This is a genomic window from Haladaptatus litoreus (assembly GCF_900156425.1).
In the GTDB taxonomy this organism is placed as follows: Archaea; Halobacteriota; Halobacteria; order Halobacteriales; family Haladaptataceae; genus Haladaptatus; species Haladaptatus litoreus.
Genome location: NZ_FTNO01000001.1, coordinates 322,210 through 334,795 on the forward strand (window position 1 = coordinate 322,210; position 12,586 = coordinate 334,795).

Consider the following 12,586-nt stretch of genomic DNA (forward strand, 5'->3'; position numbering starts at 1 on the left):
GGGCGCGTGCGCCGCACGCGCCCGCCTGCTGGTTCGGACGGAATGTGTAGTCGTGACTTCTCTGTCGATATTGACCAGGAAGGAAAAAGAAGAACCGAACTACACTCACAGAGTAGTCCCTCTTTCACCTCTAGAACCCTCCACAGCCGTAGGTTTATATACTGTCACGAACCAATGAACTACCATGCGACGGACGACCCCCGCCGACGCCCCCTCTATGCGAACCCTGCCATAGCGTCGGGTGAATCCTTCTGGGGTCGGTTTTTCGGAGGTGAAACCTGACAGTTCGAGTACCGCTCCGGAGCCACTGCGTCGTTCCGCGAAGCAATCGCACGAAATAGCCATGACGAAATACCGAAACCGGCGGGTTTTACACCCGCAGCAAAGGAGATGAGAGTATGAGCCACGACGACTATCCGACGGACAATCCCGCGGTGGTGACCTGCGGGCTTCCCTACGCGAACGGGGACTTGCACATCGGCCACCTGCGAACCTACGTCAGCGGCGACGTGCTGTCGCGCGCGCTGAAACAACTCGGCCAGCAGACGGCCTTCGTTTCCGGGTCGGACATGCACGGAACCCCCGTCGCCGTCAACGCCGAGAAAGAAGGCGTCTCGCCACGCGAGTTCGCGCTTCGCCACCACGAGAAGTACGAGGAGACGTTCCCGAAGTTCAATATCGAGTTCGACAACTACGGCCACACCGACGACGAGACGAACACCGAACTCACCCGCCAAATCGTCCGCGAACTGGACGAAGGCGGCTACATCTACGAAAAGGACATCAAGGTCGCGTGGGACCCAGCGGAAGAAACCCCGCTCCCCGACCGCTACGTCGAAGGAACCTGTCCCTACTGTGGCGAACACGCCCGCGGTGATGAGTGCGACGAGGGCTGTGGTCGGCACCTCGAACCCGGCGAAATCGAAGACCCGACGAGCACCCTGACCGGCAATCCGGCGGAGTACCGCGAGCGGACGCACAAGTTCTTCCGCGTCTCGGAGCTTCAAGAGTACCTGCAAGGGTTCATCGACCGCCTCGAAGGGACGAGCAACGCGCAGAATCAGCCCCGCGAGTGGATTGAGGGCGAACTCCAAGACTGGTGTATCTCCCGCGATATGGATTGGGGAATCGACTATCCCGGAGACGAAGACGACGACGGGAGCGACGACCTCGTCCTCTACGTCTGGGTGGACGCCCCAATCGAGTACGTCTCCTCGACCAAGCAGTACACCGAGCGCGTCGGAGACGACACCTACGACTGGGAGGAAGTGTGGAAGGAGAATGGGGAAATCATCCACATCATCGGCCGCGACATCATCCAGCATCACACCGTCTTCTGGCCCGCGATGCTCCACGCTGTCGGGTACAACGAACCCCGCGCCGTCATGGCCAGTGGCTTCGTCAACCTGAACGACAAGGGCTTCTCGACCAGCCGAAATCGCGCCGTTTGGGCCGACGACTATCTGGACGAAGGGTTCGACCCCGACCTCCTGCGGTACTACCTCAGCACGACCGGCGGATTCGAGCGCGACGTGAACTTCTCGTGGGAGCAGTTCCAAGAGCGCGTCAACGGCGAACTCGTCGGCACGTTCGGCAACTTCGTCTACCGAAGCCTGCTGTTCGCCGCGCGGAACTACGACGGCGCGCCGGACGCAGAAGCCAGCGACGAAGTCCGTCACCGTATCGAGTCGGCCATCGACGACTTCGGCGAAGCTCTCAACGACTACTCGCTGAAAAAGCTCGGCGACGCCGCGACTTCGCTCGCCGCGTTCGGCAACGAGTACATCCAGCGCAACGAACCGTGGAAGCTGACCGACGACGACCCGGAAAAAGCGGAACAGGTCATCTACGACTGTGTTCAGTTGTCGAAGGCACTCGCGGTGCTCTACGCACCGCTCCTGCCCGGCAAGGCCGAAGCTCTCTGGTCGCAGTTGGACGAAGACGGTTCCGTTCACGAAACGACAATCGAGGACGCACTCGCCGCGCCGCATGGCAACTTCGGCGAACCTGACGAACTGTTTGGGAAAATCGAGGACGAGCGTGTCGAGGAACTGAACGAGAAACTGCAAGCGAGTATCGACGCGGCGAACGACGATGCGGAAGACGACGAAGACATGACCGACGACGAATCCACGACGGAAGACGAATCGACTTCGAACGACCGAATCAGTTTCGACGAGTTCCAGAATCTCGACCTGCGCGTCGGGCGCATCGAATCCGCGGAGCCAATCGAGGGTGCGGATGCACTCCTGCGACTGGAAGTCAATATCGGCAGTGAGACGCGCCAAATCGTTGCAGGATTGAAACAGCTTCACGACGTGGACGACCTCGAAGGGAAGAAAATCGTCGTGGTGGCTAACCTCGAAAAAGCCGAACTGTTCGGCGTCGAGAGCAACGGGATGGTGCTCGCGGCAGGCGAAGAAGCAGACCTACTGACGACGCACGAAGACGCGGAACCGGGAACGAAAATCAAGTAGTCGTGTGAAAATCGGTAGGAACCACCGATTTTCGCGGCTATTCGTAGCTGATTCTTATAAATCGTTCACGAGATTTGCGAACTCGTCCATCGGAATGATTTCCATCGTCTGCATGTCGAGTCCGTAGCGTTCGATGCACAGTGAGGCCTGATACGCTGAATCCCTATCCTCGGCGTCGATGACGAGAAGGAAATCGTATTCGCCGAGGATGGCGTAGGTTTCTTCCAACGTCGCCTCGTGGGTTTCCAGTTCGTTTCGGATGTCTCCCCAGATGGACGCGAGTTCCTGTACGTTCTGATAGTTCTGTTCGATAGTGACCAGTGATGCGTATTTGGACATATTTTCCCGTTTTGAATGCGACATAAATAGCGATTATGGCTAGGTATCCCCCAATCGTGACTCTCCGCCGCGGTAACTGCGGGGTTTTTTGGCAGGCACCGACCAATCGTGGCGTATGAGAAATGCGAAAATCGTCTGCACTCTTGGGCCTGCCTCGGATTCGCAGAGTTCGGTTCGGGAACTTGCAGACGCTGGAATGACGGTCGCTCGGGTCAACGCAAGCCACGGGTCGCGTGACGACCGAGCGGACATCATCGACACGGTTCGGCGGGTTGACGAGGCGACCGAAAACCCCCTCGCGGCGATGCTCGACCTTCAGGGTCCGGAAATTCGAACCGCCGAAGTCGAAGAGCCAATCATGCTCGAAACCGACTCGACAGTACGGTTCGTAGAGGGCAACGACGCGACACCGGAGGAGGTCGGCCTGTCGGTCGCCATCACGAATGCCGAACCCGGCGACTCGGTTCTCTTGGATGACGGCCGAATCGAAACGACTGTGGAGGAAGTCGAAGACGACGCGGTCGTGGCATACGTCGAAAGCGGCGGCGAACTTAGCAGTCGAAAAGGCGTCAACGTCCCCGGCGTCGAACTCGATTTGGATGTCGTCACCGAAAAAGACCGCAGCGACCTCCAACTGGCCGCGGAAGCGAACGTCGATTTCGTCGCGGCGAGTTTCGTCCGGGACGCCGACGACGTGTTCGAGGTCAGCAAAGTACTCGAAGACAACGGGGCAGACATCCCGATTATCGCGAAAATCGAACGTAGAGGCGCGGTCGAAAACTTGGAAGAAATCGTGGACGCGGCTTACGGCGTGATGGTCGCCCGCGGCGACCTCGGCGTCGAATGTCCGATGGAGGACGTACCGATGATTCAAAAGCGCATCATCCGAACCTGCCAGCGGGCAGGCGTCCCCGTCATCACTGCCACCGAAATGCTTGATTCGATGGTTCACTCGCGCAGGCCGACGCGAGCGGAGGCCTCCGACGTGGCGAACGCGGTTCTCGACGGAACGGACGCCGTCATGCTTTCGGGCGAAACGGCAATTGGCGACCATCCGGTTCGTGTAGTCGAAACGATGGACAGCATCGTCCGCGAAGTCGAAGAGAGCGAGGAGTACGACGAAACGCTCGAACAGCGCGTTCCGACAGGCGACGATACCAGAACCGACGCCATCGCCCGTTCCGCGCGGTATCTCGCTCGCGACATTGGTGCGAGTGCCGTGGTCGCGGCCAGCGAATCCGGCTACACCGCGCTGAAGGTGGCGAAGTTCCGCCCCGGCGTTCCCGTCGTGGCGACCACGCCGAACGACCGCGTCCGGCGAAAACTCGCGCTCTCGTGGGGCGTCAACGCCCAATACACGAATCTCGGTCCCAGCGCCGAAACCATCATCGAGGACGGCGTGCAGGCCGCACTCGACGCGGACGTTGCGAAGAGCGGTGACACCGTGGTCGTCCTCTCCGGCATGATGAGCGAACTCGAAGGCTCCGACACGGCCAACATGCTCAAAGTCCACGTCGCCGCGGAAACCATCGCAACCGGTCGCGGCGTCGTTCGCGGACAGGTCGCGGGGCCGATTATCCGCAGTTCGACCGGCGACCTCGCCGACGTTCCGGAGGGGACGATACTCGTCCTCGAACCGGAGTTCGACGGCGAGTTCACAGGAGATACGTCGAATCTCGCCGGTATCGTCGATGCTCGACCGGGGATGACCGGCTATCCGGCACTGGTCGCCCGCGAACTCGACATTCCGATGGTGAGCGGCGCACCGCTCGGCCCGGAAGTCGAAAGCGGCGACGAAGTGACCATCGACGCGGAACGTGGCGTCGTCTACCACGGTGACGTTCGGTCACACGACCGGTCGTAGTCCGTCCCGTAGCCAGCCTTTTGTCCGACCGCCTCGTATCACGGCGTATGTCCGACTGGAAGTTCGATGTGGAGGATGTTGGGGAGGACGATGACGAAAACGGTGACGAGGACGCTTCACAGATGTATCCCATGGACGAACCCCTCGAACCGGGAACTCCCTCGGCGGAAAACATTCTGTTCGTCGTCCTCGGTGCGCTCACGATGGTGTTCGTGTTCCTTCGACTGACCGGACTGGCGTAACCCACAAACCCTTAATCGTTCGACACCAACCCCCAATCATGGCATCGCCCCTCGATTCGCTCCCGCTTTTGCTCGTCCTCGCGGGTGCGGGGCTCGCGCTCGCGGAGGCGCTCATCCCCGGAGCGCATTTCATCGTCCTCGGCGTCGCGCTCCTACTCGCAGGACTTGCGGCGCTCGCATTCCCGCCGCTAGCGACGCCGTTCGTGTTGGCCTTCCTCGTCCTCGCGTTCGGTGGTCTATCGCTGTACGCCTACCGCGAACTCGACCTGTACGGTGGCAAAGGAACCGGACGGACGAAAGATTCAGACTCTCTTAAAGGAACGACCGGACGTGTTACGGAGCGCGTCACTCCCTCCGAAGGACAGGTGAAACTGTCCGGTGGCGGATTCAATCCACACTACGCCGCGCGGTCGATGGACGGCGAAATTCCGGAAGGGACGGAAGTGATGGTCATCGACCCCGGTGGCGGCAACGTCGTCACCGTCGAACCGCTCGGCCACATCGAAGACAGTATCGACCGCGAGCTGGCTAGAGAACGCTCGAAACGCGAGAAAGAGACGGAAGAACTCTGAGACTTCTTCTCTCGCCGGATATTTTCTCATTAATTCTCAACGTACAAAGTAGCAAAATACTTAACAGGTAGCTATCCCAACATTCGGACGTATGCTGCCCCTAGTACCTCTACAATCCGTCGCCGCTGGCGGACTCATAACGATAGTTGCACTGCTGTTTCTGGTTCTCGCCATCGTCACAGTCTGGTCGGCGGTCGAAATCGTGCAAGCGACCGAGAAGCGCGCACTGACCGTCTTCGGTGAGTACCGGAAACTCCTCGAACCGGGTATCAACTTCGTACCGCCGTTCGTCAGCAAAACGTACCGCTTCGATATGCGGACACAGACGCTCGACGTGCCGCGACAGGAAGCCATCACGCGCGACAACTCGCCCGTGACCGCGGACGCCGTCGTCTACATCAAGGTGATGAACGCGAAGAAGGCGTTCCTCGAAGTCGAGGATTACAAACGCGCCGTCTCGAACCTCGCCCAGACGACGCTTCGCGCCGTCCTCGGTGACATGGAACTCGACGACACGCTCAACAAGCGCCAAGAAATCAACGCGAAAATCCGCCGCGAACTGGACGAACCCACCGACGAGTGGGGGATTCGCGTCGAAAGCGTCGAAGTCCGTGAGGTCAACCCATCCAAGGACGTTCAGCAGGCGATGGAACAGCAGACCTCCGCAGAGCGCCGCCGCCGTGCGATGATTCTCGAAGCACAAGGTGAGCGCCGCAGTGCCGTCGAAACGGCAGAAGGTGAGAAACAATCCAACATCATCCGCGCACAAGGTGAAAAACAGAGCCAGATTCTCGAAGCGCAGGGTGACGCAGTTTCGACCGTCCTCCGAGCGAAATCCGCCGAATCCATGGGCGAACGCGCCGTCATCGAGAAGGGAATGGAAACGCTCGAAAGCATCGGACAGGGCGAATCCACGACGTTCGTGCTGCCACAGGAACTCTCGTCGCTGGTCGGCCGGTACGGCAAGCACCTGACCGGAAGCGACGTGAAAGCGGACAACCAGCAGTTGAACAGCCTCGACTTCGACGAGGAAACCCGCGAACTGCTCGGACTGGACGACATCGACGAAATCCTCGGCCAAATAGACGAGGAAGCCGAGATGGACGTGGAAGCGATGGAGAAGGAAGCGCAGGCCATCAAAGAGGGCGAGGACAAAGCCCAAATCAAAAGCGCCGACGAAGTCATCGAGGAGATGGACTCCGAGATGGATGAGGAAGTCGAAACCGAGATGGAAACCGAAGTCGAATAACCCTCCCTCCGTTCTCGTTTTCTCGTTTGTAACTGTCTATCAAGCGAAGCTATTTTACGTCCCCCTCGCCTACGAGTGTGTAGATGGTTGAACCCGGTAACGTGGATGAAAATAAACGTGCCACCCTCCGCCGGTTTGCGGTTATGGGGGCAGCCACGCCGCTGGCGAAATTCGCAGACACAGACCGCACGGGCGAGCGAAGCGAGGCCCGGGATGCGATTGCCGGATACGTCACCACCACGCCGGGCGCTCACTTTTCGAAGGTACGCGACGACCTGCAACTCGGAACCGGCGAGACACAACACCACCTCAGACAACTCGTGGAGGCTAGCGTCGTCGAGAGTCACCGAGACGGCGATTATCGGCGATTTTTCCCCGCCGGGCAGTTTTCCGCGTTCGAACAGGTCGCCCTTAGCTATCTCCGTCGGGAGACGCCGCGCGGGATGCTCATCGAACTGCTTCGAAATCCGGACGCGACCGGAAGCGACCTCGCGAGCGCGCTCGACGTTTCCCGACCGACCGTGAGCAAATACGCCGCGGATTTAGACGAAAAAGGACTGCTTTCCCGCGAGGATGGCTACGCCGCTCGGCATCCCGAGACGCTCATCACCCTGCTCGTTCGCTACGCCGATTCGTTCGACGCGAACGCGGAGCAGTTCGCAGGCGAGGCGGCGGAACTGATTTCGTTCGACCCCTGAGATTTCTTCTATTCCGCTGATTTTCTCGGCCTCTTGAAACCGCTCGAATGGCTCGATTGGTGCAATCGGTAAACGCGGATGTCGGTTCCGGTTCCACTTTATGATTATCCGACAGGAGAAATATCCCATTGCTCTTCGCTACTTGTCAGTATTGCCACTGCGGATTATCCAAAATCGAACGTTGCCAGAAATCAGCGAAAACGAAACACGGCGAAACGACTGGAACGACGCGATCGAGCGCTGACTGCGACGACGCGTTCGACAGCCCACTGCGACGAACTTGCCCGAATTTAGGCGCTAACCTTCCACGTCGTCGAGGAGGAGTAGCCCCACTTCTCGACTTCCACGTCGAAATCGCCGTCCGCGATGGCGGTCATGTTCGTTCCGACTTCCTTCGCGGTGAGTCCGAGTTCGCTTCCGATGAGTCGGGATTTGAAATACGTCTTCGTCTCGCCGTTCTCGCGGAGGTAGCGAAGAATGCGCTGTTGTTTGTCGGTGAGGGTCGTCGTGCCGGCAGTGGTAGTGCTCATATCTACGGAGAGGACGGAGACGACCTTAGTGGGTTTGGTACGAGTAGTTAACGCCACGCCCTCTTGTGGTTTCGGTGCTGTTTATGGTGAATATAACTGCCCCCGTGGGGTGGGTTGGTACGGTTGGTTAACGGGCCATTTCGTGACAACCGTGGCCCAGAAGCTACTTACGGCGAGAGGATGACCTGAGTGAATAATGAGCGGTGGTTCCGTAGAGGTGAGTGTCGTCCTTCCAGCGTACAACGAGGAGGCGACCATAGAGAACACCGTCGAGACGACCCTCGACACGCTTGCATCGTTTTTACCCTCCGATAGCTTCGAGGTCATCGTCGCAGAAGACGGCTGTGACGACCGGACGCCGGAAATCGCAGACAGGATGGCAGAACAGGATAGTCGAGTTCGTCACTTCCACAGCGACGAACGACTGGGGCGCGGGGGCGCACTGAATCACGCATTCGAGGCCGCACACGGGGAGACGCTGGTCTACTTCGACACTGATTTGGCGACGGATATGTCACATCTGGAAGAACTGGTCGAAAGCGTTCGCTCCGGCGACTACGACTTCGCAACCGGGTCGCGGTGGATGCCCGAAAACGTAGCCGACCGCCCGGCGAAACGCGACTTCGCGAGCAGGGGATTCAACGGCCTGACGCGCCTCTTCCTGCGCTCCGACCTGCGCGACCATCAGTGTGGGTTCAAGGCGTTCGACAGAACGGCGCTGTTCGACGTGCTGTCGAACGTGGAGGACAAACACTGGTTCTGGGACACCGAGGTACTCGTGCGCGCCCAGCGCAGAGGCTACAAAATCAAGGAGTTCTCGGTCGATTGGACGCCGAAAGGAGATACGAAGGTCGACCTCGTCCGCGACGTGTTCGGCATGGGGAGTCAAATCGGACGCTGCTGGTGGGAGTTCTCCGTCGAACCGCGAATCACCCGCCGCGTGTCGATGGCTGTCGGGGTTCTGCTGACCGTCGTCGCCGTCGCGCTGATGAGCCTCTATCTCCCGATGGAGAGCGTGCTGACGCAGATGAGCAAGGCGAATCCCCTCCTCGTCGGGGTTGCGGCACTCATCTACGTCGTTTCGTGGCCACTGCGCGGTGCGCGATACAAAGACATCCTCGAAGAACTCGGCTTCACGGAGACGACGCAGTTCCTCACGGGAGCGATATTCATCAGTCAGACCGGGAACCTCGTGTTCCCTGCCCGAGCTGGTGACGCCGTGCGCGCTTACGTCATGAAGGCACGCCGGGGGATTCCGTACCCGTCGGGATTCGCGTCGTTGGCCGTCGAACGTGTCTTCGACCTGCTCACGATTACCGTGCTGGCCGGAACGGTGCTGCTCGGCCTGACCGCCAGCGGTCAGGCCGCGGATATCGTGCAGGCGATTACGGGTGCGGAACAGAGAGAGGCCGCACGAACAGCAGTGTTCGTCGCGGCGGGCGTCGGTGGGGCCGCAATCGCTGCTGTCGGCGTCATCGTCGCCAGCGCACGCTCCGACCGGAATTTCGTCCGCGAAGTCGTCACGAAAGTCAGTTCGGACTCCTACGCCGACTACGTGGCGAGCCTCATCGAACGATTCACTGGCGACGTGCAGACCGTCGCGAGCGACAAGAAGGCGTTCGTCCGCGTCGGCCTGAGCAGTCTGACGATCTGGTCACTCGACGTGCTGACGGCCATCCTCGTGCTGATTGCCTTCCCCGGCGTCTCGCTCGACCCCATCATGCTGGTCGCAGTCGGTTTCTTCGCGGTGAGCGTGGGCAACCTCGCAAAAGTGCTTCCACTCTCGCCCGGCGGTGTCGGCCTGTACGAAGCGGCGTTCACCGTCTTCGTCGCTGGCCTGACCCCAATCTCGTGGCAGATTGCACTCGGCGCGGCGATTCTCGACCACGCGGTGAAGAACATCGTCACGCTCATCGGCGGCGTCGCGTCGATGTTCTCGCTCAACGTCTCGCTCACGCAGGCCGTCGAAGAAGGAAGCGAGATGTCGGTCGAATCCGAACCCACGTCCTCGCTCGACGACTGAACTGGTCGATTTCTATTTTTGACGGTCAGTAGAAATCCGTGACGAACGGGGCGAGTGCCCCGGCAACCGCGTGTTCTAACGCTTCCTGTCGGTCGATAACTCCCGCCGTGAGTGCGCCTGCCGCGCCTTGTTTTTTCGCCACGTTCGATTCACCGAGCAGGTCGTCCATCACTGGCCCGAGTTCCTCATCGTCCCGAATCCGGCGGGCGACGGCATCTGGCAGTTGCAGGCGCGGCCCTGCACCCCGTCCGACCGTTTCGCCGTCGGTCACTGCTGCCCACATGATGAGGTACAGACCGTCGGAATCGGGCACTTCCGCAACGCCGCCTTCCAATCCGATTCCGAGGTCGTATTCGGAATCGTCGCGCTGGCCACCTTGCGCACGGCGGGCACGGTTTTCCGCACCCGCAACTGTTTCCGCTTCGCCGAACGGCTGTTCCGAAACGCCCGATTCGACGGGTACCGATTCGACAACGACTGGTTCTGGAGTAGTATCGAGGCTATCGAAAACGGCGTCCACCGCCGCAATTTTGACCGGATTTCGACTGCCGACTCCGACTCGCATATATTTTAACTACTGGTCATCGGATTTGGCGTTTTCTACTTCACTGCTCCCGGATGGAGCGTAGCGGCCATCGCCTCGATTCCCTGTATCAGTCGCGGACTCGGCTGGTTCAATAGTGAATCATCCAACACGTGAACCGCCTCGTTTTCTATCGCCGGAATCGACCATTCGCGGTTCAAAACGGCTTCCGGGTCACTCCGTTCTCCATGGCCGCAGACGTGGAGAAAGACGTGTTCCGGTTCGGCGTCCTCGATTTGTGAGCGTTCGACCGCGGTCGAACGCTCGCCGGGCGCGGAAAATGGATAGTGACCGCCTGCGGCGCGAACCGCATCGGGAACCCAATTTCCGGCAGCAGTCGGCGGGTCAGACCATTCCTCACAGTAGACGACTGGTCGCGGAGAATCCGCGACCAGTCGCCGAACGCGCTCGACTCGACTTCGTGCGCGCCACGCGAGGTCGTGCCCTTCCTGTGGCCGTCCAATTGCTCGTCCGAGCGTGGCGAACGATTCTATCACGTCGCCGAGTGTCCGCGGTTCGACGTGGACGACTCGGTGCCCGCGGTCACGGAGTTCGTCGCGCACTTCCACCTGTAACGGGTCGGCAGTGAGGACGAGGTCGGGGTCGCACGCTTCGACCGCGTCGAAATCCGGGTTCAACCACCCGCCGACTGTGGTTGTATCGACCGGGCAATGGTGCGTTACCCCGACGAGTCGATTCGTCGCGTCGAGTTCACGGAGCGTTTCCGTCGCACTTGGCGCAAGTGAGACGATGCGGTCTTCTGCCATTGGTTTGGTATCGATTCGAACGGGAGTAAACGTTCCCTTACCCGATGGAAATGGGGGCTTAAATATTTCGATCGTCTGACGCCGGACGGCTATTTCACGGCGTGTGTGACTGTTTCACGAACACTTGATGGCCCCAAAACGAATCCTTTAAGTATGTTTCGTCCTAACGACGAGTTAAGAGTAGCGGCGTCCGGGTTTTTCAGGCTATTCCCTGCCCGGTAGCCGACGCTCCCTCCCCCCGGAGGGATGTTTCACATGCCAAAAACGTCAATCCGAACGAGAACCCAAGAAACCGAAGTAGAAGAGCAACGAAACGAAGGCCAGAGCTGTCCCGAATGCGGCGGCAAACTCGTCGCCGATTCCGGCCACGGCGAAACCCTCTGTGAAGACTGTGGACTGGTCGTGGACGAGGACAACGTAGACCGCGGGCCGGAATGGCGCGCGTTCGACGCCAAAGAAAAGAACGAGAAATCCCGCGTCGGCGCGCCGACGACGAACACGATGCACGACAAGGGCCTCTCGACCAACATCGACTGGCGAAACAAGGACGCCTACGGCAACTCGCTTGGCTCCCGCCAACGCGAGAAGATGCAACGCCTGCGCAAGTGGAACGAGCGATTCCGCACGCGCGACAGTAAAGAGCGCAATCTCAAACAGGCGCTCGGCGAAATCGACCGTATGGCCAGCGCCCTCGGTCTGCCAAACAACGTCCGCGAGATGGCAAGTGTCATCTATCGCCGCGCGCTGAACGAAGACCTGCTCCCCGGCCGCTCCATCGAGGGCGTCTCGACGGCCTGTGTGTACGCCGCCGCGCGACAGGCCGGTGTCCCGCGCAGTCTGGACGAAATTACGGACGTGAGCCGAGTCGAAAAAAGCGAAGTCGCGCGAACCTACCGCTACGTCGTGCGCGAACTCAAACTGGAAGTTCGCCCCGCCGACCCGGAAAGCTACGTCCCGCGGTTCGCGTCCGGACTCGACCTTTCGGACGAGGCCGAGCACCGCGCCCGCGAACTCCTGAAGAACGCGAAAGAACAGGGCGTCCACAGCGGTAAATCGCCCGTCGGACTCGCCGCCGCGGCGGTGTACGCCGCCGCCCTCCTGACCAACGAGAAGACGACGCAGGCGGAAGTGAGCGAAGTCGCCGACATCAGCGAAGTCACGATTCGCAACCGCTACCACGAACTGCTGGAAGCCGAAGAAGGTACCGTCGCGCTGTAATTTCTCCCAGACCGGTTTGAAAAG

12 protein-coding genes are annotated in these 12,586 nt (G+C 60.0%); 8 read left to right on the top strand and 4 right to left on the bottom strand.

Annotated elements, in window-relative coordinates; genetic code table 11:
• The first annotated feature begins 398 nt into the window (after positions 1-398).
• Positions 399-2,477 (top strand): methionine--tRNA ligase, encoded by a 2,079-nt coding sequence (gene metG, locus BW974_RS01705; protein ID WP_076427424.1) that lies wholly within the window; start codon positions 399-401, stop codon positions 2,475-2,477.
• A gap of 54 nt (positions 2,478-2,531) precedes the next feature.
• Here metG and BW974_RS01710 read toward each other — a convergent pair whose 3' ends face one another.
• On the bottom strand, positions 2,532-2,816 hold the full coding sequence (locus BW974_RS01710) for a GYD domain-containing protein (RefSeq protein WP_076427425.1): 285 nt from the start codon (positions 2,814-2,816) through the stop codon (positions 2,532-2,534).
• Positions 2,817-2,931: 115 nt separating this feature from the next.
• Between BW974_RS01710 and pyk the strand changes: the two genes are divergently transcribed.
• From pyk to BW974_RS01735, 5 genes are all read left to right on the top strand, one after another.
• A complete protein-coding gene (gene pyk, locus BW974_RS01715; RefSeq protein WP_076427427.1) occupies positions 2,932-4,680 on the top strand; it encodes a pyruvate kinase in 1,749 nt (582 codons plus the stop codon).
• A 47-nt stretch (positions 4,681-4,727) separates the two neighbouring features.
• The gene (locus tag BW974_RS01720) at positions 4,728-4,922 is read left to right on the top strand and encodes a DUF7312 domain-containing protein (RefSeq protein WP_076427429.1); all 195 of its coding nucleotides are present in this window, start codon (positions 4,728-4,730) and stop codon (positions 4,920-4,922) included.
• A 38-nt stretch (positions 4,923-4,960) separates the two neighbouring features.
• Positions 4,961-5,494: an NfeD family protein gene (locus BW974_RS01725; RefSeq protein ID WP_076427431.1), complete on the top strand. Its 534-nt coding sequence runs from the start codon at positions 4,961-4,963 to the stop codon at positions 5,492-5,494.
• A 91-nt stretch (positions 5,495-5,585) separates the two neighbouring features.
• The gene (locus BW974_RS01730; protein WP_076427433.1) at positions 5,586-6,743 is read left to right on the top strand and encodes an SPFH domain-containing protein; all 1,158 of its coding nucleotides are present in this window, start codon (positions 5,586-5,588) and stop codon (positions 6,741-6,743) included.
• Between the two features lie 83 nt (positions 6,744-6,826).
• On the top strand, positions 6,827-7,441 hold the full coding sequence (locus BW974_RS01735) for a winged helix-turn-helix transcriptional regulator (RefSeq protein ID WP_076427435.1): 615 nt from the start codon (positions 6,827-6,829) through the stop codon (positions 7,439-7,441).
• Positions 7,442-7,731: 290 nt separating this feature from the next.
• On the opposite strand, the gene BW974_RS01740 is transcribed toward BW974_RS01735, so the two are convergent.
• The gene (locus tag BW974_RS01740; RefSeq protein ID WP_049971601.1) at positions 7,732-7,971 is read right to left on the bottom strand and encodes a DUF7123 family protein; all 240 of its coding nucleotides are present in this window, start codon (positions 7,969-7,971) and stop codon (positions 7,732-7,734) included.
• A gap of 196 nt (positions 7,972-8,167) precedes the next feature.
• Between BW974_RS01740 and BW974_RS01745 the strand changes: the two genes are divergently transcribed.
• Entirely contained in the window at positions 8,168-9,994 is a 1,827-nt protein-coding gene (locus BW974_RS01745; RefSeq protein ID WP_076427437.1) for a flippase-like domain-containing protein, read from the top strand.
• 25 nt (positions 9,995-10,019) lie between these two features.
• Here BW974_RS01745 and yjjX read toward each other — a convergent pair whose 3' ends face one another.
• Together yjjX and BW974_RS01755 are read right to left on the bottom strand one after the other, a co-directional pair.
• Complete coding sequence (gene yjjX, locus BW974_RS01750) at positions 10,020-10,559, bottom strand: inosine/xanthosine triphosphatase (RefSeq protein WP_076427439.1); 540 nt, start codon at positions 10,557-10,559, stop codon at positions 10,020-10,022.
• Between the two features lie 35 nt (positions 10,560-10,594).
• A complete protein-coding gene (locus BW974_RS01755; protein WP_076427441.1) occupies positions 10,595-11,344 on the bottom strand; it encodes a cobalamin-binding protein in 750 nt (249 codons plus the stop codon).
• A gap of 255 nt (positions 11,345-11,599) precedes the next feature.
• Between BW974_RS01755 and BW974_RS01760 the strand changes: the two genes are divergently transcribed.
• The gene (locus BW974_RS01760; protein WP_139328796.1) at positions 11,600-12,562 is read left to right on the top strand and encodes a transcription initiation factor IIB; all 963 of its coding nucleotides are present in this window, start codon (positions 11,600-11,602) and stop codon (positions 12,560-12,562) included.
• Positions 12,563-12,586: the final 24 nt, after the last annotated feature.

Bases quoted from the DNA above. Each gene is read 5' to 3' on its own strand.
- metG (WP_076427424.1), top strand. From the start codon at position 399: ATGAGCCACGACGACTATCCGACGGACAATCCCGCGGTGGTGACCTGC.
- BW974_RS01735 (WP_076427435.1), top strand. From the start codon at position 6,827: ATGGTTGAACCCGGTAACGTGGATGAAAATAAACGTGCCACCCTCCGC.
- yjjX (WP_076427439.1), bottom strand. From the start codon at position 10,559: ATGCGAGTCGGAGTCGGCAGTCGAAATCCGGTCAAAATTGCGGCGGTG.
- BW974_RS01745 (WP_076427437.1), top strand. From the start codon at position 8,168: ATGAGCGGTGGTTCCGTAGAGGTGAGTGTCGTCCTTCCAGCGTACAAC.
- pyk (WP_076427427.1), top strand. From the start codon at position 2,932: ATGAGAAATGCGAAAATCGTCTGCACTCTTGGGCCTGCCTCGGATTCG.
- BW974_RS01730 (WP_076427433.1), top strand. From the start codon at position 5,586: ATGCTGCCCCTAGTACCTCTACAATCCGTCGCCGCTGGCGGACTCATA.
- BW974_RS01710 (WP_076427425.1), bottom strand. From the start codon at position 2,816: ATGTCCAAATACGCATCACTGGTCACTATCGAACAGAACTATCAGAAC.
- BW974_RS01755 (WP_076427441.1), bottom strand. From the start codon at position 11,344: ATGGCAGAAGACCGCATCGTCTCACTTGCGCCAAGTGCGACGGAAACG.
- BW974_RS01725 (WP_076427431.1), top strand. From the start codon at position 4,961: ATGGCATCGCCCCTCGATTCGCTCCCGCTTTTGCTCGTCCTCGCGGGT.
- BW974_RS01760 (WP_139328796.1), top strand. From the start codon at position 11,600: ATGCCAAAAACGTCAATCCGAACGAGAACCCAAGAAACCGAAGTAGAA.
- BW974_RS01720 (WP_076427429.1), top strand. From the start codon at position 4,728: ATGTCCGACTGGAAGTTCGATGTGGAGGATGTTGGGGAGGACGATGAC.
- BW974_RS01740 (WP_049971601.1), bottom strand. From the start codon at position 7,971: ATGAGCACTACCACTGCCGGCACGACGACCCTCACCGACAAACAACAG.